This is a genomic window from Variovorax sp. GW460-12-1-14-LB1 (genome assembly GCF_059423605.1).
On sequence record NZ_JBWKYF010000033.1, the window covers coordinates 16,577 to 38,118 of the forward strand.

Below are 21,542 nucleotides of genomic sequence, written 5' to 3' on the forward strand. Positions count from 1 at the left end.
TCAGGCACCTGCCTTTTCCGCGGCCTTCAGCGCGCGCTTGAGGTCGTCGATCAGGTCGGCCGGGTCCTCGAGGCCGATCGACAGGCGAATGGTGCCCTGCGAGATGCCCGCGCCCGCCAGTGCCTCGTCGGTCATGCGGAAGTGCGTGGTGCTGGCCGGGTGGATCACCAGGCTGCGGCAATCGCCCACGTTGGCCAGGTGGCTGAACAGCTTGAGCGCCTCGATGAAGGCCTTGCCCTGCGCGCGGCTGCCCTTGATGTCGAAGCTGAACACCGCGCCGGCACCGCGCGCGCCATGGCGCAGCAGCTTCTGCGCGAGCGCATGGCTCGGGTGCGACTCGATCAGCGGATGTCCCACGCGCGACACGAACGGATGGCTGGCCAGGAACTCGACCACCTTCTGCGTGTTGTCGATGTGGCGCTCCATGCGCAGCGGCAGCGTCTCGATGCCCTGCAGGATGAGCCACGCCGTGTGCGGGCTCATCGAGGCGCCGAAGTCGCGCAGGCCTTCGCGGCGCGCGCGCAGCAGGAAGGCGCCGACGGTGCTTTCCTCGCTGAACACCATGTTGTGGAAGCCGTCGTAGGCCTGCGTGAGCTCGGCGAACTTGCCTGACTTCTCCCAGTCGAAGCTGCCGCCGTCGACCACCACGCCGCCGATCACGGTGCCGTGGCCCGACAGGAACTTGGTGGCCGAGTGGTAGACCAGGTCGGCGCCCCAGTCGAAGGGCTTGATGAGGTAGGGCGAGGTGAGCGTGGAGTCGACCAGCAGCGGCACGCCGGCTTCGTGGGCGATGTCGCTCACGGCGGGAATGTCGAGCACATCGAGGCCCGGGTTGCCCACGGTTTCGCCGAAGAAGAGCTTGGTCTCGGGGCGCACCGCGGCGCGCCAGGCATCGAGGTCGCCGGGCTTCACGAAGGTGGTCTCGATGCCGAAGCGGCGCATCGTGTAGTGCAGCAGGTTCTGCGAGCCGCCGTACAGCGCCGTGCTGGCGACGATGTGCGAGCCCGCGCCCATCAGCGTGGCCACCGACAGGTGCAGCGCGGCCTGGCCGCTGGCCGTGGCGATGGCGCCGATGCCGCCTTCGAGCGCCGACACGCGCTGCTCCAGCACCGCGTTGGTCGGGTTGCTGATGCGCGAATACACGTGGCCCGCGCGTTCCAGGTTGAACAGCGCGGCGGCGTGGTCGCTGGATTCGAAGACGAAGGAGGTCGTCAGGTGGATGGGAACGGCCCGCGCGCCGGTGGTGGGGTCGGGGGCGGCGCCGGCGTGCAGCGCGAGGGTGTCGAAACCGGGGTCGGAATAACCGGGCATGAAGGCCTTTCTGTTGTCTCTTCGCAATGCCCCGTGACACCGGCAATGCTTGCACAGGCGACAGGGGCGTTCGGGTCGGCGTCGATTGTGGGCTATATTCAAATCGGCACGACGCCGAGAACGACGAATCCCCGAGAGGAGCACCACCATGAAAGTCAGCGACATTCTTCGCGTCAAGGGCAACACGCTCTTCACCACCACGCCCGACGACCCGCTGGCGGAAGCCGCCAAGACCATGGCGGACAAGGACATCGGTTCGCTGGTGGTCATGGAGCACGGCGACCTGGTCGGCATGCTCACCTTCCGTGAAGTGATCGTGGCGGTCGTCAACAACGGCGGCCAGGTCGGGACCACGCTGGTGCGCAAGGCCATGGACGACGCGCCCGTCACCTGCACGCTCGAAACCGACCTCGACGAAATCCGCCGCATCATGCTGGAGCGCCACGCGCGCTACATGCCCGTGATGGACAAGCGCATGCTCATGGGCGTGATCAGCTTCTACGACGTGGCCAAGGCCGTGGTCGACGCGCAGAACTTCGAGAACAAGATGCTCAAGGCCTACATCCGCGACTGGCCGGAAGACGAGAGCAACGAAAAGGCCGGCTGAGCCCGGCCGGCCGGACCGCCTACTCTTTGATGTTGGCGGTTTCGACGATCTTCTTGTTGCGTGCGTACTCCGACTGCACGAACCTCCCGAACGCCTCCGGCGTTCCGCTGCCCGGCAATGCGCCTTGCTCCGCCAGCTTGGCGCGCACGCCGTCTTCCTGCAGCACCGCATTCAGTTCCTGGTTGAGCCGCGCCACCACGGCCGGCGGCGTTTTCGCGGGCGCGAAGATGCCGGTCCAGCTCACCATGTCGTAGCCCTTGAGGCCGGGCATCTCGTTGAAGGTGGGCACCTGCGCGAGCGCCGGTAGGCGCTGGCTGCCGGTGATGCCCAGGGCCTTCAGGCGCTTGCCGTTCACGTGCGGGATGGCGCTGGTGCTCACCAGCATCGCGAGGTCGACCTGGTCGCCGATCACGTCGGTGGCGATCTGTGCGCCGCCGCGGTAGGGCACGTGCGTCACGAAGATGCCGCTGCGCTCCTTGAGCAGTTCCATCGCCAGCTGCAGCACGGTGCCCACGCCCGAGGTGGCGTAGTTGTAGTGGCCGGGCTGGGCCTTGGCGAGCTTCACGAAGTCGGCGTAGCTGCGCACGTCCAGGCCGGGGCGCGCCACCAGCACCATCGGCGCGGTGTTGAGCAGGCCGACGGGTGCCAGGTCTTTGAGCGGATCGAAGCGGAAGGCCGAGGGGTTGACCAGCCGGCCGATGGCGATGGCGCTGTCGGGGCCGACCACCAGCGTGTAGCCGTCGGGTGCCGCGCTCACGGCCTTGGCCACGCCGATGGCGCCGCCCGCGCCACTCACGTTCTCGATCACGACCGACTGCTTGAGCCGCTCGCCCAGGCGCTGCGCCACGAGGCGGGCGTTGACGTCCACGCTGCCGCCGGCCGTGAAGGGCACGATCAGCGTGAGGGGCTTGGCGGCGGGCCAGGCGGGCTGGGCGAGGGCGCCCGTGGGCAGGGCGGCGCAAAGCGCTGCAGCGGCAAGGATCAGGCGGCGGTTTGTGGTCATGGCGGGGTTCATCCGGGGAAGGGTGTGGCGGAAGGCGTGGGTTCGAAGGGCAGGCGGGCGCGCAGCGCGTCGAAGTCGGCGCTCCATTCGGCGCGCCACTGGCGGCGCTGCGTGTCGTCGATCCACGCGCCGTCCAGGCCGTTGTGCATGAAGCCGCGCAGGTCGTCCAGGCCGAAGCCGAAGTCGCGCACCATCATCAGCCAGGCGCCCGTGGGCGTGACCTGGTGCAGCGTCGGGTCGTCGGTGTTCGGGTGGATGCGCAGGCCCAGGCCGGGCATGCGGCGGATGGGGTGGTCCAGTGCCCAGCGCTCGGGCGGCAGCGTGCGCAGGTAGTAGGAGTTGGTCGGGACCACGGTGAAGATCACGCCGCGCTCGGCGCACTGGCGCGCGAAGTCGGGCTGGTCGACCACCGTGTAGCCGTGGTCGATGCGGTCGACCTGCAGCAGCTCGAGCGCGGTGCGCACATTGGTCCAGGGCATGCCGAACTCGCCGGCGTGCGCGGTGGTCTTCAGGCCGGCCTTCTTCGCATCGGCGTACGCGCGGGCGAAGAGCTCGGGCGGCCGGTCGTTCTCGCGGTAGTCGATGCCGATGCCGATCACCTCGTCGCAGCGGTGGGCCTGGACCCACTCGACCATCTCCACGGCCGCTTCGGCGCTGGCCTCGCGGTCGATGGCGGCAATGAGCCGGCCGGTGATGCCGAACGCCTGCTGCGCATCGTGGATCGCGCGGACGATGGCGCCCTGCGCCAGCGGGTAGGCAATGCCCGAGCCGTGCACCGTGCCGGTCGGGTTCCAGAAGAACTCGGCGTAGCGCACCTGGTGCGAGGCCGCGTCCTGCAGGTATTCGAGCGTGAGCTGGTACAGGTCGTCGGCGCTGCGCACCAGCTGGGCGTCGAGCGCGCGCAGCACGCGCAGCACGCCCACGGGCTTTTCGCCGCGCGTGTAGAAGCCGTCGATTTCCGCATCGGCCAGCGGCGCGCCGGCGCGCTGGTTGAGCTGGCGGAAGGTGTGGTGGCGCACGGTGCCGAAGAGGTGGCAGTGCAGCTCCACCTTCGGAATCGCGCGCAGCATCGCTTCGAGTGTGAAAGGAGCGGCGGCGGGCGCAGGCGCGGCAAGGGTCATGCGGCGCAGTCTAGGCAGTGCGTGCTCATAAGGAAAATTTTGAATTTCTATAATTTGATTCATTGAATCGATAACCAGGACGCCCATGGCCGCCTTGCCCCTGCGTGCGCTCACGCTGCGCCAGCTGCAGTGTTTCTCGGTGCTGGTCGAGGAAGGGCACTTCGGCCGCGCGGCGCGCCGGCTCGCCATCACGCAGCCCGCGCTGAGCAATGCGATCAAGCAGATGGAGAAGCTGCTCGGCGCCGAGCTGCTGACCCGCTCCACCCACCGGCTCGAACTCACGCCCGTCGGCGCCGAGGTGCTGGCGCGCACCGACTTCCTGGTCCACACCTTCGAGGTGGCGCTGCGCGACATCGAAAGCACGGTGCAGCGCGGCCGCGCCTACGTGCGCGTGGGCGTGATCCCCTCGACCAGCGCGCGCGTCGCGGCGGCGGCGGCCGGCTTCCTGCAGCAGCGCGGCGAGGTGGAGCTGGCCTGGCGCGACGCGCCCTCCACGGTGCTGCTGGCCGAGCTGCGCAGCGGCCAGCTCGACATGGCCGTGGCCGCGATCACCGAGCCGCCGGGCGGCCTGGAGTGCATCGACCTGTTCCGCGACCCGCTGGTGCTGGTGGTGCGCAGCGACCACGCGCTGGCGGCGGCGGGCGAGGCGCGCTGGGAGGCCATCGGCAGCGAGCGCCTCGTGCTGTTCGAAAGCGGCAGCATGCCGGCGCTGGGCGACCCGGCGCGCGCGCAGTTCGCGCAGGGCGCGCAGCCGTACCGCGTGAGCTATTCCGAAACGCTCTACGCGCTGGTGCGCAGCGGGCAGGCGCTGGGGCTGATGCCGCAGCTGTACACCTCGTCGCTGCGCGACCCCGAGCTGGCCGTGGTGCCGCTGTCGGCGCCGCGCATCGAGCGGCGCGTGGTGCTGGCCTACCTGCCGGGGCCGATGCGCAACGTGGCGGCGCAGGAGCTCATCGGGTTTTTGCGCGAGCGGTTGCCGCAGGCCTAGGCAGTCTCCAGCATCGCCATGCGCGTTTCGCTACTGAAACGCTCCAGCGTCCAGCCTTCGCCGAGCATGAACATGCGCGTGTGCAGCTGCGACAGCGTGTCGCCGTCCACTTCGTCGCCGAGGTAGCTCAGCCGCTTCTCGCGCAGGTCGACAAAACCCGTCGTGTAGTCGCGCCCCAGGCGCAGCCACAGCGCGTGCGCGCCCGGCGACTGGCGCGCGCCGCTCATCAGGCACATGCCGCTGCCCAGTGCCCAGCGGTACACGGCCGTGGCCAGGCCGCGCCGCTGGTAGGCCGGGTCGTACTGCGAATGCGGTGCGCGGATGTGGCGGTCGGCGCGGCGGTCGAGCTCGATCAGGCGGTTGAACACGGTGTAGCCCACCAGCCGCTGGTGGCGCACGTCCTCGATGTACACGTAGGTCTCGCCGTCGGCCTCGCGAAAGCGTGCGCGCAGGTCGGGGTCGTCCAGGCGCAGCGCGGGCAGGTCCTGCACGCGCTCGCCCATGGCGCGCATGCGGTCGTACACGGGCGTCAGCGGCTCGCTCGGGCGGCCCTTCTTCGGATCGACGTCGATGCGCAGCTCGGCCGGCCGCAGTAGGCGGCGGCGCAGCGCGTCGAACGACAGCCAGGCGGGCCAGGGCGGCAGGGCAGGCGAAGGCGAAAAAGGAACGGAAGGGGAGCAGGCAAGAGCCACCACGGGGAAATCCTCACGACGAAACACGACGGCGAAGCGGGCGAGGTCCTTCCGCGCGGCACGGGGCCGGAGGCGGGAGGAAGGTCGGACGCTGGGGGAAGTGGTGCGTCGCCCGGGCGGATCAAAGCCAGGACGCGCGACCGCGCGGGGCGGGTGCCCGACGGTCGATGTGCGCTGAAGAGAAAAGGAGGCTGACCGCCGGGCTCAGGGATGTGCGAGGGTCTGCTGCGACCTCGCCGTCATCGCCGCGGGTGCGCGCACGCGCGCGTCGCCCGGGGCCGCAGAGGCCGCCGCGCGATCGAAACCGGGGATGAAAACCATGACGTTCATAGGGTCGATTGTAGGAAGCCGGGGGTGTTCGGGCAACCAAAGTCCCCGCGGTCTCTGCCAGATTGAACGCGGGTTGCGCTCAGTGCAGTTCGTCGGCCGCGTGGATCGTCTCGCGCACGCGCGGGTAGATCTGCGTGTTCCATTTGCTGCCGCTGAACACGCCGTAGTGCCCCACGCCGGCCTGCAGGTGGTGCGTCTTGAGGTACGGGCGGATGCTGCTGCACAGGTCTTGTGCGGCCACGGTCTGGCCGACCGCGCAGATGTCGTCGCGCTCGCCTTCCACCGTGAGCAGCGCGGTGCGCCGGATGGCCGCGGGGTTCACGGTGCGCCCGGCCACGGTGAGCACGCCGCGCGGCAGGTCGTAGGTCTGGAACACGCGCTCGACGGTCTCCAGGTAGAACTCGGCCGGCAGGTCGTTCACCGCCAGGTACTCGTCGTAGAACTCGGCGATGGTGCGGGCCTTGTCGAGTTCGCCTTCGACCAGCAGGCGCTCCATGTCCTCGAACTGCTTCTTGTGGCGCTCGGGGTTCATGCTCATGAAGGCCGTGAGCTGCAGGAAGCCGGGGTACACGCGCCGCATCGCGCCCGCGTGCGGCCACGGCACATGGCTGATGAGGTTGCGGCGGAACCAGTCGATGGGCTTGCTGGTCGCGAGCACGTTCACGCCGGTCGGGTTGATGCGGCAATCGACCGGCCCCGCCATGAGCGTGAGGCTGCGCGGCGTGGCCGGGTGGTCGTCTTCCGCCATGAGCGCGGTCGCGGCCAGCGCGGCCACGCAGGGCTGGCACACGGCCACCATGTGCGCCCCTGGGCCCACGGCCTCGACGAAGCGCATCAGCTGCAGCGTGTAGTCGTCCAGCCCGAAGCGGCCCTGCCACAGCGGCACGTCGCGCGCGTTGTGCCAGTCGGTCAGGTACACGTCGTGGTCGCGCAGCAGGGTGCGCACGGTTTCGCGCAGTAGCGTGGCGAAATGGCCCGACAGTGGTGCGACCAGCAGCACGCGCGGGTGCACCGCTTCGGTGTGTGCCTTGCGAAAGTGCAGCAAGGTGCCGAAGGGCGAGACCAGCGCGGCCTCTTCGTGCACGGGCACGTCGGCGCCGTCGACCACCACGCTGTCGATGCCGTAGGCCGGCCGCGTGTGGGTGAGCCGCATGCGCGAGAAGACCTCGCAGCGCGCGGCCATGCGCCGCAGCGCGGTGCGCTCGGTGCCGTCCTGCCAGAGGGCGCGGCCCAGGTACTGCGCGGTGAGCCGCCATGGCGAGAGCAGGTCGGCCTGGTTCTGGTAAGCGCGGTACAGCATGCACGGGTTGCAGGCAAGTTGCGGGCCAACAAGCACGGCAACTCGTGGCACGGCGCTTGCACACACCCCGCATCGTCCAAGGAGTGTCGCGATGGCCAAACCCGTTCTCACGATCAGCAGCAAGAACTACGGCGCCTGGTCGCTGCGCGGCTGGCTGATGTGCAGGCTCGCGGGGCTGGACTTCAGCGAGAAGGTCATCCCGCCCGACGACCCGGCCATGAAGGCCGAGATGCTGTTGCTGTCGTCGTCGATGCTGGTGCCTTCGCTGCAGCATGGCGGCATCAAGGTGTGGGACACGCTGGCCATCGGCGAGTACCTCAACGAGATCAAGCCCAAGGCCGGCCTGCTGCCCGCCGACGCCGCGGCGCGTGCGCACTGCCGCGCCATCTGCGGCGAGATGCACTCGGGCTTCGCCTCGATGCGCGGCGCGCTGCCGATGAACATCAAGGCCCGCTTCAAGAACTTCAAGGTGTGGTCGCGCGCGCAGGGCGACATCGACCGCATCGTCGCCATCTGGCGCGAGTGTCTGAAAGCCTACGGCGGTCCATTCCTGTTCGGCAAGCAGCCCGGCATGGCCGACGCGATGTACGCGCCCGTGGTCACGCGCTTCCTGAGCTACGACGTGGCGCTCGACAGCGTGTGCGCCGCGTACGGCAAGCGCGTGATGGAGCTGCCCGCCATGAAGGAATGGGTGGCCGCCGCGCTGCAGGAGCCCGACGAGATCGACGAACTCGACGCGGAGTTCTGACGCTGCTTCCTCACGCGCTTGCGGGCGGCAGGCCGAGGCCGTCCTGCCGCAGCCGGCGCTCGATGCTTTGCGCGGCCTGCTGCAGGTCGCCCAAGTGCGCCGTCACGATCTCGCGCTCGCTCTTCACCGCCGGCAGCCACGCGCAGCTGAGGCAGCCCACCACCTGATCGCCCAGCCGCACCGGCACCGACACCGCGCCGAAGCGGTCGGGCGAATCGAGGCTGGTGGACGTGGGGTCGCGCGCCGCGTAGCCCTGGTCGCGCGCATGCGCCACCATGCGGCGGATGCTGTCGGGGCGCCGCGCGCCGCGGTCGAAATCGTTCGGTGAACGCGCCAGTGCGGCAACGATTTCTCGGCGCTCCTCTTCGGGGCAGAACGCGAGGTAGCAGCGCCCGAGCGACGACAGCAGCATCGGCGGACGAAAGCCCAGCGCGCGGTAGTTGACCGCCAGGCCGTTGCGCGGCCGGTCAGTGTCGAGGATGAGCATCGCCGTGCCGTCGCGCACGCCGAGGTCGATGGGCCATGGCACCAGCCGCTGCAGCGTGGCGCGCGGCGACGCCGCCAGGGCCGTGAGCCGCGTGCGCCACGCTGCTGCAGCCCCTGACTGGCCGGTGGCCGAGGTGGGCACGTAGCGCTTCTCCAGCTCGTTGCGTTCCACCCAGCCGGCCTGCTGCAGCGTCTTCAGGATGCGCAGCAGCGTGGCCTTCGACAGGCCGGTCTGCCGGTGCAGCTCCTGCAGCGTGACGGCCGACGAACGCTGGATGGCCAGCATCACGTCGAGCCCGCGGCGCAATGCGTCGATCGACTTCACGCTGTGCGCGCCGCTGGTGTCCGACATGCCGCCTCCGAAGAAAAAAGGTTCACTCAGTGAAACTATATCTTCTGGCCGCGCGGCGCCGTTCCTACAGTCCGACGACACCCCCATGTCGTCCCACCGAGAAGGAAAACGCAAGATGTTCCACCAACGAAACATGGTCCGTGCCGCTGCAGGAGCCATTCTTTTGCTGTGCGCCGCGACAGCGGCGCTGGCGCAATCGTGGCCCGCGAAGCCGGTCACCCTGGTCGTCGCCTACCCGGCCGGCGGCGACACCGACGCCATCGCGCGCACCTACGCCGAGAAGCTCGCGCAGCGCCTGGGCCAGCCGGTGCTGGTCGACAACCGCCCCGGCGCCAGCGGCATGATCGGCAACGCCTGGGTCGCCAAGGCGCCGGCGGACGGCTACACGCTGCTCTTCACGCCCAGCACCTTCCCCATCGCGCAGCACGTGCTCAAGGCCGGTCCTGGCGTGGCACACGACGTGGTGAAAGACTTCACCCCCATCGTCAAGACCGGCAACATCCCGGTGCTGATGGTCACGGCGCCCACGAGCGGCATCCAGACCGTGGCGCAGCTCGTGGCCGGCGCCAAGGCCGGCAAGGCCTTCACCTACGGCACGCCGGGCGCGGGTTCGCCGATGCACATCGCGGGCGAGCTCTTCAACAAGGACGCCGGCGTGGCCATTGCACACGCGCCGTACCGCGGCGTGGCGCCGGTGGTCAACGACACGCTGGGCGGCCACGTGAGCGTGGGCTGGATCACGCCCGGCGCGGTGGCGGGCCACATTGCCGTCGGCAAGCTGGTGCCGCTGGCCGTGGCCGAGCGCCAGCGCACGAAGCTCATGCCCAACGTGCCCACCTTCCTGGAGCTGGGCTACCGCGACATGGACGTGAGCGCCTGGATGGGCCTGCTCGGGCCGAAAGCGATGCCGGCCGAGGTCGTGCAGACGCTCAACCGCCACGTCAACGAGATCCTGAAGATGCCCGACGTGCAGGCCCGCATGGCCGCGCTGGGCATCGAGCCCGTGGGCGGCGAGCCGGCCGTGCTGGCCCGCCAGATCGCCGACGACGACCAGCGCTTCGGCAAGCTGGTGCGCGAGTTTGGCATCCGCGCCGACTGACGACACACACACCCGCAGACAAGGAGACGATGCATGTTGAGCGAAGAAAAGAACCGCCTGCTGACCGAAGTGGGTCCGGGCAAGCCCATGGGCGATTACCTGCGCCGCTACTGGCACCCGATCGCCGGCGCCAGCGAGTTCGACGACAAGGCCGTGAAGCCGCTGCGCATCCTCGGCGAGGACCTCGTGCTCTACAAGGACCTGAGCGGCAACTACGGCCTGGTCGACCGCCGCTGCCCGCACCGCAACGCCGACATGTCGTACGGCTATGTGGAGAAGTGCGGCCTGCGCTGCAGCTACCACGGCTGGCAGTACGACACCAGCGGCCAGTGCATCCACCAGCCGTTTGAAGAAACGCTGGACCCCGACGCGCGCATGCGCAAGAACACGAAGATCAAGGCCTACCCCGTGCAGGAAAAGGCCGGCCTGCTGTGGGCCTACATGGGCCCGCAGCCCGCGCCGCTGCTGCCCGACTGGGAGCTCTTCAATTGCAAGAACGGTTTCGCGCAGGCCGTGTTCGCCGAGATTCCCTGCAACTGGTTCCAGTGCCAGGAGAACTCCATCGACCCCGTGCATTTCGAGTGGACGCACAACAACTGGACCACGCGCCTGCAGGGCGACGAAGGCCCCTACGTGCCCACGCACCTCAAGCTCGCTTTCGAGGAGTTCGAGCACGGCTTCGTCTACAAGCGCCTGCGCGGCGGCGAGCGCGAAGACAACGTGATGTGGACCACCGGCCGCGTCACGCTGTGGCCCAACGGCTTCTTCCTGGGCCACCACTTCGAGTGGCGCGTGCCCATCGACGATCACCACACGCTGAGCGTGCTGTGGGTGCTCAGCCGCGTGCCGACCGAACAGGAGCCCTATGTGCAGGAGCGCATTCCCTCGTGGTACGGCCCCATCAAGGACCCGGCCACGGGCCGCTGGATCACCAGCCACGTCGCCAACCAGGACTTCGTGGTCTGGGTGGGGCAGGGCACCGTGACCGACCGCACGCGCGAGAAGCTGGGCCAGAGCGACAAGGGCATCGTGATGATGCGCCGGCGCTTCTTTGAAGAACTCGAGTCGATGCAGGCCGACCCGTCGCATGAGCCCAAGGGCCTGATCCGCGACCCCGGGAAGAACCGCGACGTGTTCCTGCCCTCGGCCTGCCGCGACGAGATGCTGCACGGCCTGCCGCGCGAGGAGCTGGCCGCGCATCCGCTGCTGGGGCCGTACCTGAAGGACTTCTTCGGGCAGGCCGGGCAGCCCGACGATGTGCGCGCGGCGTATGAGCAGGCCATCGGGCAGAAGGTCGAAGGGGCGCAGTTCTTCAAGGTGCACGGCGGCACATCGGACACCGAGGTGGAAACGCAAGAGGCTGCGTAACGCACGCCGCGATCCGGGTCTTTGCGCCGGGGCTCGCCTCGACGCGAACAGCGTGTGAACATCCCAGGTCGGGAGCACACGCCGTGAAGTTTCGTGATCGCGCACAGGCCGGCCGCCAGCTCGCTGCGTTGTTGCGGCGAAGGGGCGGCTTTGCGGACGCCGTGGTGCTGGCGCTGCCGCGCGGCGGCGTGCCGGTGGCCTTCGAGGTGGCCCGCGCGCTGCGGCTGCCACTCGACGTGCTGGTGGTGCGCAAGCTGGGCCTGCCCGAACAACCCGAGTACGCCTTCGGCGCGCTCGCGGGCGATGGCTTGCCCGAGATCGACGAACACCTGGTGCGCACGCTGGACCTGCGGCCTTCGGAGATCGATGCCGTGGTCCGTGCTGAACTCGCCGAGTTGGCGCGCCGCACGCAGGTCTATCGCGGTGATCGCCCGGCGTGCGAGGTGCAAGGCCGCACGGTGCTCGTGATCGACGACGGACTTGCCACCGGCGCCACCATGCGTGCTGCGGTTCGCGGACTGCGGCGACAGGGCGCCGGCAGCGTCATCGCCGCCGTGCCCGTGGCGTCGCCCGAGGCCTGCGAGGCCTTGCAGCGCGAAGCCGACGACGTGCTGTGCGTGCGCTGCCCCACGGTGTTTCGCGCGGTTGGTGCCTGGTATGAAGACTTCTCGCAGACGACGGATGAGGAGGTCTGCGCGCTGCTCGCGCAGGCGCGCGGCGAACCTTGAATCAGAGTGTGGCTTGCAAGGCCTTCAGCATCACGGCGGCACCGCATTGCTGAGAGACGCTGTTCGGATCGAACACGTGGTCTTCGACGAAACGACCCTTGGTGTAGTGAGTCGAGAAGCTCCAGAGGTACGCGGACGGGACACCACGGGGCCGGTAGCCGAAGCCGTTGTAGGCCTCCCAGCGGTAAAGCATGCGGGCCGTGCTCCAGTCGGACTGCTGGTCGAAGCCCTTCATGCGCAGCGCATCCTTGGCGCTGGCTTCCCAGGAAAACGGAGGGTCTCCCTGCACCGGGCGGCCGGCTGGCACGCGGACCGTTCGCTGGGTGAGGGGATCGCCGTTATGCAGGTGCTTGCCGAAGTGGAAGTTCGACTCCAGCGAATGGATGATCCCGATGAAGAACCAGGGGACGCCTCCCAGCGCGTTGCCCACCGCCCTGTAGATGGCTTCCCCCGCCCGCAGCTTCTGCAGGCGCGCGTCGACGAGCAGGCGCTTGTCGGGGCGGATCGCGCAGCTTTCGAAGTAGGCCAGATACTCGCCCGACAGTTCTGCGAACGCGGTCGAATTCCGGGGCGGCGGCATGGCCGTGGACGGCGCGATGGCCGCAACGGCGGCGGTGACTTCCGCAGGGTCCTGCGTGGCGAATGGCGAAAGATGCACCGGCTGGTCGAAGGTCGCGATCACCGTGAACATGTTCCCGCCCTGGGGAACGACCTGGGTGGTGGCACCCAACGCATGGAAGTCTTGTCGCACCTGTTCAAGCTTGTTGAACGGGATGTCTCGAAGTTGCTCTTGCGTGCTCATGGCGGCTCCTAGAGGGGAAGGCTCAGAAACGCGATGGCGCGCTGGCGCTCATCTGCGAAGGCGGCGTCGTTCAGGAAGCTGGCGATGCTGACCTTGATCTGGCGTGCTTGCAGATAGGCTTCGAGGCGCTTGCGGTTCGCGGCATTCGCAACGCCTCCGGGCAACGCGAATGTGCGCAGCACGTCAGAACTGTTGTCGCTGCCGAAGCGGCCGCTGGGCGCCGCGGCGGGGATCGCGTTGGTCACGGCGGGCGGCTGTCCCTTGGCGGGGTCGGCCGCGGTGGTGCCGGGGACCGCCTTCTTGACCGAGAGATTGACCTCGGCTTCGATGTTGGCGGGAACGCACAGCACCGAGTAGCTCCGGATCACGGCGGAAGCCGCCGGCCAGTTGGTGTAGCCCTTCGGGTTGGCCTGGCGAAACTTGCTCTGAAGCTCCTTTACCAGGGCGCGCACCGACGACGGATCGAGGTCATACAGCAGATTGCTGCTGAGCGTGTCCACCGACGAGCCCGCGAGGCCGAAGGCGATGGCGACCATCGAGACGTCCTTGGCCGCGGACTTGGCCGCGGCCATGAGGCCTGCCGCCGCGCCCCCGAGCAGGCCAATTTCCGCGACGACGGTGTGGCGGTTGCGGTTCAAGCGAAACAGGGACTGCATGTAGGCCTCGCAGCGAGAGTCGGCGTAGCCCATGCCGGCTTCGATGATCTGGTCCCAGTCCGCGGTGCTGTTGGCCGCACTGCCTTGCAAGGCCAGTGATCGCAATGTGGTTTGTACAAGGGCCTGGTCTCGCGCAAAGGCCGCCACTTCGGTGGGTGCAATGTCGACGCCGGGACCGGACTTGAGCCGGGACATGCTCTCTATCGTCGAGCATGCCGAGAGCAGGCACGCAATACCCAGCAGCACCCCACAGGTGCCGATCCGTCGCAACGAAACCATGGTGTTCCTCCTCGTTGGCGACCTTCTCGCCTGACGCTTCGAGCGAGCAGTGCGGAGGCCACAACGATGATGCGCCGCGCCGGACGCTTTGAGAACAGCGGGCCGTCAGATGTTCTCGGGAGGACAGGAGGCTTCTTTTCTGCTACCGCCTGAACATCCGCAGATCGAGCGCGCTTTCTTCGCCCAACCACATCGCATGGGCTGTGTGGTCCGCGAAGTCGTCACCGGTCACGCCGTGCACGAACACGTCCAGGCCGTTGCGGTTGGCGTCGAGCCAGCCGATGACCTCGTCGAACTCGGCGGCGTCGAAAGCCAGCTGGCAGCTCCAGTGCGGGTGCGGGCCGACGAGGCGTTCGTGCACCCGGCCCACCACCACCATCAGCTCGCGGCCGGCGCGCTCGCTGAGCTCGCGCGCCTGCGCCAGCGTGGCGGGGGCGAAGTAGATGTGGGCGTGGTACTGGGCGTAGAGGTTTTCGGGGCGGCGCGGCATGGTGGGCTCATTGTGAACCGAGGCGGAAGCGTCCGCTGTAGCGAATCACGTCGCCGAACCAGCGGTGGCGCAGCAGCATCTTCATCGTGAAGTGGTCGGGGTCGGACGGATCGGGCCGTTCCTCGACGTAGGCGGTGCCGGGAAAGAGGCCCAGCGGCAGCGGAATGCGCAGCCCCGCGAGGCGCCAGATGTAGCCCTTGTCGCGGAACACGAGCGCGCCGTCTTCCGCGCTCACCGCCAGGCGCATGCCGATGCCGAAGCGCACGTATTCGATCACCTCGCTGCCTTGCGCCGCGTCGTGCTCCATGTGCGAGCGGAAATGAAAAGGCGGCCTGCCCGGGAAGTGGAAGACGCGGTCCCAGTAGAGATGGGCGTTGCCGGGGTGGCAGCGGTAGTGCACCTCGATCGGCACGTGGGTACCCTGGTGCGGAACCAGTGCGCCGAACAGCCGGCCGAAGGGCATCAGCAGCGCGGCCCAGGGGGCGTGCCAGACCTCGCTCATCGTGCCGCGCACGCAGACGTAGTCGTCGGAGAACGGCGCCATCGTGTAGTGGCGGCGGATGATGTCGCCGAGCCGGTCCCATGCGGGGCCGAGCGCCTGCTGGAAGACGGGTGGTGCGCTCATCCCGCCACCGCCTGGGTGGCTTCGCTGCGCGCCTTGTAAAAGCGCAGGATGTTCTCGGAGGCGTCGCCAAGCAGGAACTGCATGACCGGATCCGCATACCAGTTGAAGCGCGTGCTCAGCCGCCACGACACCGCGACGCGCAGCTCGGTGCCACCGTCGCGCGGGGTCAGGGTGTAGGTGGCGTCGCGCAGGTCGAAGTACTGGCCGCCGATCATCACGTGGTCGTCGAGCGCGCCGGCGGGGAAGGAGTCGGGCGTGAAGCGGAAGCGCCACTTCAGCAGGCGATCGGGCTGCCACTCGGTGACGACCTCTTCGAAATGCACGTTCTTCTGCCACTGCACCTGGCGCACGCGGCCCTCGGGTGTGTCGACGGTCACGCCCGACACCGGCATCGGCACGCCGACGCGGTAGGCCCATGCATCGCCGACTTCGCTGGGGCGGATGTCGCGCGCGGCGTTGAGCTCGTGCCACACGCGCCCGGCCGGCGCCGCGATGAAGAGCGTGCGCGAGGTGTTCGAGAACTGGTCGGGGTTGGGCCATTGAGGCTCGATGCCGCCGAGCAGCAGCGGTACCAGGGCAAAGCTGTAGAGCGCGGGCTTGGGCCAGTTGGTGATGCGGCACACGATGCCCATGGCCAGCCCGCCGACGCTGCCCATCACCGCGAACAGCGGCACGATGAAGGCGGCGCAGATGATGCCCTCGATGAACACCATCAGCGTGCCGCCGACGAACAGCGCAGTGGCCACCCACGGCGCCCAGAGGTAGTAGCCCCAGCTGCGCCGCTCGATGCGCTCGGCCATATACACCGTGACCGCGCCGCACGCCGCGGGCGCGAAGTAGACGAAGGAGCCCAGCATGGCCGAGAAGGGCTGGCCGGGGCCGCCGCTGAAGACGAGGCGCAGCACGAGCGCCAGCGCCGCGCCGGCGAACATGGGCCAGAACCAGCCGAAGGGCATGCCGCGCACGGGCTTGGGGGCCGGCACGTCGTCGTTGGCCGGCAGGTCGGCGAGTGTGCTTTCTTCGGGCTCGGTGCGCATGGAAATCTCTTCTCCTCTTTTTGTGATGTCTCAGCTGGCGCTGCGCCGGGCCGTCACCATGGCGTAGTCGAAGTCGCGCCAGAACATGCCCAGTGCGAGTGCGCAGTAGCTGGCCACGATGTGCTTGCGGCGCCAGGGGCTGAGCCTGCCGCGGGCCTTCCACAGTTCGGCCAGCGTGAAGCGCGTGGCCAGCACCGGGATGTGCAGCGCGCTCGGCGCCACGCGCCAGCGCAGCGAGGTGAACTCGACGTCCTCGAAGCCGTGTGCGCGCAGCGCGGCCGTGAAGTCCTCGCGCTGGGCCAGCGTGGGCACGGCCCAGCTGTCGGCCCACAGGCGGTGCAGCCAGCCCGCGAGCCGGCCCGGCCGGCGGCGCAGCAGGAAGCCGTCGACCACCACCAGCCGCGCGCCGGGCTTGAGCAGCCGCGCGGCCTCGCGCACGAAGTCGGCCTTGGCGGTGCCCTCGGCGTAGCAGGCGCTTTCGAGCGCCCAGGCACCGTCGGCCTGGGCGGCGGGCAGGCCGGTGCGCGTGTAGTCGGCCTCGACGTGCGCGACGCGGTCGGCCACGCCGGCGCGGGCATCGAGCCGCGCGGCGATGCCGTTCTGCACCGGCACGTTGGTCACGGTGACCGCATGCAGCGCCGGGTCGTCGCCGACCAGCGTGCGCGAGGTGGCGCCGGCGCCGCAGCCCAGGTCGACCACGCAGCGCGGGGCATGGGTGGTGGTGTCGAGTTGCAGTGCTCGGCCGACGGTGCGGTTCATCTCGATCAGCATGCCCTCGCGGCGCAGCGGGTTCAGGCCCAGGCGCCAGAAGCCGAAGTGCATGTTGTAGCTGGGGCTCCAGGCGCGGTAGTCGTCGGCGACCTCGGTGAAATAGTCCTGCGTGTCCTCGCGGCTCACGTGGCCTTCGACGGCGGGCGGCGCAGGCCGCGCGGTGCCGGGCAGGCGGAAGTCGGGCTGGAAGACGTCGGGCATCGAAAACTCCTTCGGACGTGAGCGGGTGGGGTGTGACAGCGTGAGTGGTTTTTTTAGAGCTTGCAGTGGTCGTCGGCACAAGTGGTCGGTGCGATCGCACCGTGCCCCGCGAGCCGCAGGACCAGCCAGCGCGGCAGCCGGTAGCGGTTGCGCGCCAGCACCGCGTAGGCGCGATCGGCCAGCCGGCCGACCACCGGCAGGTCGAGCACGGCGCCGCCGGCCGGCAGGCCCACCGCCGCGCGGCAGGCGCGGATCGCATCCACGCCCACGCGCAGCCGGCCTGCGGCATCGACCGCGTGCAGCGAACGCATCAGCGCCTCGCGCGGTGCCGGGCCGTCCGCGAAACCGATGGGCGAGCAGTCGACCAGGCGCAGCCGCTTTGCGCTGTCGCGCGCCTGCATGGCGCCCATCTCGGCCGTGCACAGCGGGCAGGTGGCGTCGAAATAGACGGTGAGCGGGTAGGTGGCGGGGGCGAAGCGGGTCATGGTGCTTTTGGTTCTCGATATTTCAGTCAAAACAGAAATAGAAAGGCAAAAAAAGGACGTGGCCTTTCTCAGATCATGGGCAGGCTGGCGTGGTGCGCGTCGGGGTCGTCGCCCTTGCCCGCGCCAGGAGGGGCGGGGGGCGGTGGGCTGTCGCCGCGCACGAACTTCTGCACGCTGGCGCCCAGCGTGAGCACCTTGTCGAGCGTGCCGGGCGACAGCCGCAGCATCTCGTCGGCCCAGGTGGCGAGCTTGGTCATGAGGTCCATGGTGGAGCGGATACGGTCCTGCGCATCGGGCGGCTCCTTCTGGAAATCGGGGCTGGCGACGATCTCGCGCAGCACGCGGATGGTGGGGTCGAACTCGCGCTCCTTGCGCTCGCGCACCACGGTGCGGAACAGCTCCCACACGTCGACGCTGGTCTCGAAGTAGTCGCGCCGGTCGCCCAGCGTGTGGGTGACGCGCACGAGGTTCCAGGCCTGCAGTTCCTTCAGGCTGTTGCTGACGTTGGAGCGGGCCACGCCCAGCGTTTCCGACAGCTCTTCGGCGTGCATCGGCTTGCCGTGCGCGAAGAGTAGGGCGTGGATCTGCGAGACCGTGCGGTTCACGCCCCACATGGAGCCCATCTCGCCCCAGTGCAGGACGAACTTGCGTTGAATGTCGGTGAGTTCCATGGCACCGAGTTTAGGAATTCCTGAATTTCTGTCAATACAGAAATAAAAAACGCTGCATGTCGGCCGCAAAAGTGAAATACTGTATGAATAAACAGTTATTCGACTTGTTTCCTGTTTCCTTCCAAGGACTCGCCATGCCCGCCGCCCAGGTTCCCATCCACATCATCAAGGGCCGAGGCGCGGCCACGCGGCTCGCGCACCGGTTCTCCAAGGACGAGCGCGACGCCTTCGACGACGGCTGGGGCACGCTGGAAGACGGCGAAGCCGAAGCCGCCGGGTTGTTGCCACTGGCCACCGAGGTGCGCTTCGAGGACGTGAAGTCGGTGCTCAGCAGCAACGAGTCGCCCGACATCCCCTTCGACCGTTCGCTCAACCCGTACCGCGGCTGCGAGCACGGCTGCATCTACTGCTTTGCGCGGCCCACGCACAGCTACCTGAACCTCTCGCCCGGGCTGGACTTCGAGACCAAGCTGATCGCCAAGCGCAACCTCGTCGAGGTGCTGCGCGCCGAACTCGGGCGCAAGGGCTACCGCCCCAGCAACCTCGCCATCGGCACCGCCACCGACTGCTACCAGCCCATCGAGCGCGAACTGCGGCTCACGCGCGGCGTGATCGAGCTGCTGAGCGAGGTGCGGCATCCGTTCGCGCTGGTCACCAAGTCGAGCGCGGTCGAGCGCGACCTCGACCTGATCGCGCCCATGGCCGCCGACCGGCTCGCGGCCGTGTACGTGACCGTGACCACGCTCGACGGCGAGCTGGCGCGCAAGCTCGAGCCGCGCGCCGCCGCGCCGCACCGGCGGCTGCGCACCATCCGCACCCTGGCCGAGGCCGGCGTGCCGGTCGGCGTGAGCGTGGCGCCGCAGATTCCGTTCATCACCGAGGACATGGAGCAGGTGCTCGAAGCCGCCTGGGAGGCCGGCGCGCGCAGCGCCTTCTACACGGTGGTGCGGCTGCCGTGGGAGGTGGCGCCGCTCTTCAAGGAATGGCTCGAGCTGCACTACCCACAGCGCGCCGATCGCGTGATGGCGCGCATCCACGAGATGCGCGGCGGCAAGGACTACGACGCCGACTTCGCCACGCGCATGAAGGGCAGCGGCCTGTGGGCCGACCTGATCCACCAGCGCTTCCAGAAGGCGACGCACCGGCTGGGCTTCAACCGCGAGCGGATCGCGCTGGACACCGGGGCCTTTCGCCCGCCCGGCGCCGTGGGGCAGGGCAGCCTGTTCTGAACATCGCGCCGACGCGGTAGATTCGTGGCCGTGCCGGCTTCGGCACGCATTCGGCATCGGCTGCTTCAAACAAGGTCAAGGGCGCGCATGAACAGGGTCTGGCTCGTGGTGATGGGGGTTTCGGGCTGCGGCAAGTCCAGCATGGGCGCGGCGCTGGCCACCGCGCTCGGGCTGCCGCTGATCGAGGGCGACGACCACCATCCGCCCGCCAACGTCGACAAGATGAGCCGCGGCATCGCGCTCACCGACGCCGACCGCGCCGGCTGGCTGGCCACGCTGGGCCGCGCCCTGGCCGACGCGCCGCAAGGCGCCGTCATGACCTGCTCCGCGCTCAAGCGCAGCTACCGCGACCAGCTGCGCGCCGCCGCGCCGGGCCTGCGCTTCGTGTTCATGCAGATCGACCGCGCTGAAGCCGAGCGCCGCGTGGCTGTGCGCGCGGGCGCCGGGCTGCACATGTTCCCGGCCAGCCTCGTGGACAACCAGTTCGCCACGCTCGAATCGCCGGTGGGCGAGGCCGGCGTGCTGGCGGTGGATGCGACGGCGCCGCTGGCGCAGTCGGTCGGCGTGGTGCGCGACTGGCTGGCCGACGCCGGCTGAGTCGCATCACCTGAAGAGGCGGCGAGCGGGCATTCACCAGAAACACCGCGGAACCGGCTTTGCCGGGCCGCTGGTGTTGCCCCCGGTAGGGGGTTGGCAAAGCGACACGAAGTGCGCGAAGCCTGGGGGCGAGCCCAACTTATTTATTCGATGACTTCGGGCCAGTCGGTGTGGAAGAACTGGCCCTCCGGCTTGTCGACCCGCTCGTACGTGTGCGCCCCGAAGAAGTCGCGCTGCGCCTGCAGCAGGTTCGCGCTCAGGCGCGCTGTGCGGTAGCTGTCGTAGTAGGCCAGCGAGGCGCTGAAGGCCGGCACCGGAATGCCGTTGCTCACCGCCAGCGCCACCACCTCGCGCCAGTTCTGCTGCGTGCGGTTCAGCAGGTCTTGAAAGAACGGGTCGAGCATCAGGTTGCCCAGCGCCGGGTCGCGGCGGAAGGCGTCGGTGATGCGGTTCAAAAAGCGCGCGCGGATGATGCAGCCGCCGCGCCAGATCGAGGCGATGCCGCCCAGGTCGAGCTGCCAGCCTTTCTTCTCGCCCATCGTCTGGATCAGGTCGAAGCCCTGCGTGTAGCTGATGACCTTCGAGGCGTAGAGCGCGTCGTGCACCTTGGCCACCAGCGCTTTTTTCTCCAGCGACAGTTCGATCTTCGGCCCCTGCAGCAGCTGGCTGGCCGCCACGCGCTGCTTCTTCTGCGACGACAGCACGCGCGCCTCGACGGCGGCGTTGATGGTGCTGATGACCACCGCGTTCTCGGCCGCGTTCAGCAGCGTCCACTGGCCCGTGCCTTTCTGGCCGGCCTTGTCCAGGATGAGGTCGACCACCGGCTGGCCGGTTTCGGGGTCTTTCTGTTCGAGCGCCTTGGCGGTGATCTGGATCAGGTAGCTCTGCAGCTCGCCCTCGTTCCATTCGTTGAAGATCGCGGCCATCTCGTCGGTCGTGAAGCCGGCCGCCTTGAACAGGCTGTAGGCCTCGCAGATCAGCTGCATGTCGCCGTACTCGATGCCGTTGTGCACCATCTTCACGTAGTGGCCCGCGCCGCCCGGGCCGATGTGGATCACGCAGGGCTCGCCGTCCACCTTGGCCGCGATGCTCTCGAAGATCGGCTTCATCACCTCCCAGGTCGACGCCGGGCCGCCCGGCATGATCGACGGCCCCTTGCGCGCGCCTTCCTCGCCGCCCGACACGCCTGCGCCGATGAAGCGCAGGCCCTTGCTCGCCAGGTAGGCGTCGCGGCGTTCGGTGTCGGTGTACAGGCTGTTGCCGCCGTCGATGACGATGTCGTCCTTGTCCAGCAGCGGAATGAGTTGTTCGATCACCTGGTCCACCGGCGCGCCGGCCTTGACCATGATCTGGATCTTGCGGGGTCGGGCCAGGCTCTGGACGAACTCTTCGAGCGTCTTCGCGCCCACCAGCTGCTTGCCGGGGTGGGCGGCAAGGAAGGCCTCGGTGGTGGCCTCGGTGCGGTTGTAGACGCTGACCTGGAAGCCGCGGCTTTCCACGTTCAGCACCAGGTTCTGTCCCATCACGGCCAGGCCGATCAGTCCGAAATCGCTTTGCTTGCTCATG

The 21,542-nt window shown here is 68.7% G+C and carries 23 protein-coding genes; 8 read left to right on the forward strand and 15 right to left on the reverse strand.

The window, feature by feature from the left end; genetic code table 11:
* Complete coding sequence (locus AC07Y4_RS17780; protein WP_062476631.1) at positions 1-1,311, reverse strand: O-acetylhomoserine aminocarboxypropyltransferase; 1,311 nt, start codon at positions 1,309-1,311, stop codon at positions 1-3.
* 148 nt (positions 1,312-1,459) lie between these two features.
* Here AC07Y4_RS17780 and AC07Y4_RS17785 point away from each other — a divergent pair, with 148 nt between their 5' ends.
* Positions 1,460-1,918 (forward strand): CBS domain-containing protein, encoded by a 459-nt coding sequence (locus tag AC07Y4_RS17785; RefSeq protein WP_062476634.1) that lies wholly within the window; start codon positions 1,460-1,462, stop codon positions 1,916-1,918.
* A 19-nt stretch (positions 1,919-1,937) separates the two neighbouring features.
* Here the strand turns inward: AC07Y4_RS17785 and AC07Y4_RS17790 are convergent, their stop codons facing one another.
* Together AC07Y4_RS17790 and AC07Y4_RS17795 are read right to left on the reverse strand one after the other, a co-directional pair.
* Entirely contained in the window at positions 1,938-2,921 is a 984-nt protein-coding gene (locus AC07Y4_RS17790; RefSeq protein ID WP_487849330.1) for a Bug family tripartite tricarboxylate transporter substrate binding protein, read from the reverse strand.
* An 8-nt stretch (positions 2,922-2,929) separates the two neighbouring features.
* On the reverse strand, positions 2,930-4,042 hold the full coding sequence (locus tag AC07Y4_RS17795; RefSeq protein ID WP_487849329.1) for an adenosine deaminase family protein: 1,113 nt from the start codon (positions 4,040-4,042) through the stop codon (positions 2,930-2,932).
* An 85-nt stretch (positions 4,043-4,127) separates the two neighbouring features.
* Between AC07Y4_RS17795 and AC07Y4_RS17800 the strand changes: the two genes are divergently transcribed.
* Positions 4,128-5,030, forward strand: a complete 903-nt coding sequence (locus AC07Y4_RS17800; RefSeq protein ID WP_487849328.1) for a LysR family transcriptional regulator — start codon at positions 4,128-4,130, stop codon at positions 5,028-5,030.
* Here the strand turns inward: AC07Y4_RS17800 and AC07Y4_RS17805 are convergent.
* Together AC07Y4_RS17805 and AC07Y4_RS17810 are read right to left on the reverse strand one after the other, a co-directional pair.
* A complete protein-coding gene (locus AC07Y4_RS17805; protein ID WP_487849327.1) occupies positions 5,027-5,725 on the reverse strand; it encodes an N-acetyltransferase in 699 nt (232 codons plus the stop codon). The two genes, AC07Y4_RS17800 and AC07Y4_RS17805, sit on opposite strands and share 4 nt — an antisense overlap.
* 406 nt (positions 5,726-6,131) lie before the next feature.
* Positions 6,132-7,352, reverse strand: coding sequence for a polyhydroxyalkanoate depolymerase (locus AC07Y4_RS17810; RefSeq protein WP_487849326.1), 1,221 nt, complete (start codon positions 7,350-7,352; stop codon positions 6,132-6,134).
* 91 nt (positions 7,353-7,443) lie between these two features.
* On the opposite strand from AC07Y4_RS17810, the gene AC07Y4_RS17815 reads away from it, so the two are divergent.
* Positions 7,444-8,100 carry a glutathione S-transferase family protein gene (locus AC07Y4_RS17815; protein ID WP_487849325.1) on the forward strand — a complete coding sequence of 219 codons (657 nt, stop codon included), beginning with the start codon at positions 7,444-7,446 and terminating at the stop codon, positions 8,098-8,100.
* Between the two features lie 10 nt (positions 8,101-8,110).
* Here AC07Y4_RS17815 and AC07Y4_RS17820 read toward each other — a convergent pair whose 3' ends face one another.
* Complete coding sequence (locus AC07Y4_RS17820) at positions 8,111-8,938, reverse strand: helix-turn-helix domain-containing protein (protein ID WP_487849324.1); 828 nt, start codon at positions 8,936-8,938, stop codon at positions 8,111-8,113.
* A gap of 115 nt (positions 8,939-9,053) precedes the next feature.
* On the opposite strand from AC07Y4_RS17820, the gene AC07Y4_RS17825 reads away from it, so the two are divergent.
* The 3 genes from AC07Y4_RS17825 to AC07Y4_RS17835 all read left to right on the forward strand — a co-directional run bounded on the left by AC07Y4_RS17825 (position 9,054) and on the right by AC07Y4_RS17835 (position 12,133).
* Positions 9,054-10,037: a tripartite tricarboxylate transporter substrate binding protein gene (locus tag AC07Y4_RS17825; RefSeq protein ID WP_495274879.1), complete on the forward strand. Its 984-nt coding sequence runs from the start codon at positions 9,054-9,056 to the stop codon at positions 10,035-10,037.
* Between the two features lie 33 nt (positions 10,038-10,070).
* Positions 10,071-11,405 (forward strand): Rieske 2Fe-2S domain-containing protein, encoded by a 1,335-nt coding sequence (locus AC07Y4_RS17830; protein WP_487849322.1) that lies wholly within the window; start codon positions 10,071-10,073, stop codon positions 11,403-11,405.
* An 83-nt stretch (positions 11,406-11,488) separates the two neighbouring features.
* The gene (locus tag AC07Y4_RS17835) at positions 11,489-12,133 is read left to right on the forward strand and encodes a phosphoribosyltransferase (RefSeq protein ID WP_487849321.1); all 645 of its coding nucleotides are present in this window, start codon (positions 11,489-11,491) and stop codon (positions 12,131-12,133) included.
* 1 nt (position 12,134) lies between these two features.
* Here the strand turns inward: AC07Y4_RS17835 and AC07Y4_RS17840 are convergent, their stop codons facing one another.
* The 8 genes from AC07Y4_RS17840 to AC07Y4_RS17875 form a co-directional block, all read right to left on the reverse strand.
* On the reverse strand, positions 12,135-12,935 hold the full coding sequence (locus AC07Y4_RS17840) for a hypothetical protein (protein ID WP_487849320.1): 801 nt from the start codon (positions 12,933-12,935) through the stop codon (positions 12,135-12,137).
* Positions 12,936-12,943: 8 nt separating this feature from the next.
* A complete protein-coding gene (locus tag AC07Y4_RS17845) occupies positions 12,944-13,870 on the reverse strand; it encodes a hypothetical protein (RefSeq protein ID WP_487849319.1) in 927 nt (308 codons plus the stop codon).
* Positions 13,871-14,012: 142 nt separating this feature from the next.
* Positions 14,013-14,360: a DOPA 4,5-dioxygenase family protein gene (locus tag AC07Y4_RS17850; protein ID WP_095744544.1), complete on the reverse strand. Its 348-nt coding sequence runs from the start codon at positions 14,358-14,360 to the stop codon at positions 14,013-14,015.
* A gap of 7 nt (positions 14,361-14,367) precedes the next feature.
* Positions 14,368-14,985, reverse strand: coding sequence for a DUF4166 domain-containing protein (locus tag AC07Y4_RS17855; protein ID WP_487849318.1), 618 nt, complete (start codon positions 14,983-14,985; stop codon positions 14,368-14,370).
* Entirely contained in the window at positions 14,982-16,022 is a 1,041-nt protein-coding gene (locus AC07Y4_RS17860; protein ID WP_487849317.1) for an SRPBCC family protein, read from the reverse strand. The genes AC07Y4_RS17855 and AC07Y4_RS17860 overlap by 4 nt, the downstream gene beginning before the upstream one ends.
* Positions 16,023-16,052: 30 nt before the next feature.
* Positions 16,053-16,994, reverse strand: coding sequence for an SAM-dependent methyltransferase (locus tag AC07Y4_RS17865; protein WP_487849316.1), 942 nt, complete (start codon positions 16,992-16,994; stop codon positions 16,053-16,055).
* 53 nt (positions 16,995-17,047) lie between these two features.
* Positions 17,048-17,479, reverse strand: coding sequence for a thiol-disulfide oxidoreductase DCC family protein (locus AC07Y4_RS17870; RefSeq protein ID WP_487849315.1), 432 nt, complete (start codon positions 17,477-17,479; stop codon positions 17,048-17,050).
* A 68-nt stretch (positions 17,480-17,547) separates the two neighbouring features.
* Positions 17,548-18,150 (reverse strand): GbsR/MarR family transcriptional regulator, encoded by a 603-nt coding sequence (locus AC07Y4_RS17875; RefSeq protein WP_354347325.1) that lies wholly within the window; start codon positions 18,148-18,150, stop codon positions 17,548-17,550.
* 134 nt (positions 18,151-18,284) lie between these two features.
* On the opposite strand from AC07Y4_RS17875, the gene AC07Y4_RS17880 reads away from it, so the two are divergent.
* Entirely contained in the window at positions 18,285-19,379 is a 1,095-nt protein-coding gene (locus AC07Y4_RS17880; RefSeq protein ID WP_487849314.1) for a PA0069 family radical SAM protein, read from the forward strand.
* An 87-nt stretch (positions 19,380-19,466) separates the two neighbouring features.
* The gene (locus tag AC07Y4_RS17885) at positions 19,467-19,976 is read left to right on the forward strand and encodes a gluconokinase (protein WP_487849313.1); all 510 of its coding nucleotides are present in this window, start codon (positions 19,467-19,469) and stop codon (positions 19,974-19,976) included.
* 143 nt (positions 19,977-20,119) lie between these two features.
* On the opposite strand, the gene gnd is transcribed toward AC07Y4_RS17885, so the two are convergent.
* Positions 20,120-21,541 (reverse strand): decarboxylating NADP(+)-dependent phosphogluconate dehydrogenase, encoded by a 1,422-nt coding sequence (gnd, locus tag AC07Y4_RS17890; protein ID WP_487849312.1) that lies wholly within the window; start codon positions 21,539-21,541, stop codon positions 20,120-20,122.
* Position 21,542 lies beyond the last annotated feature (1 nt).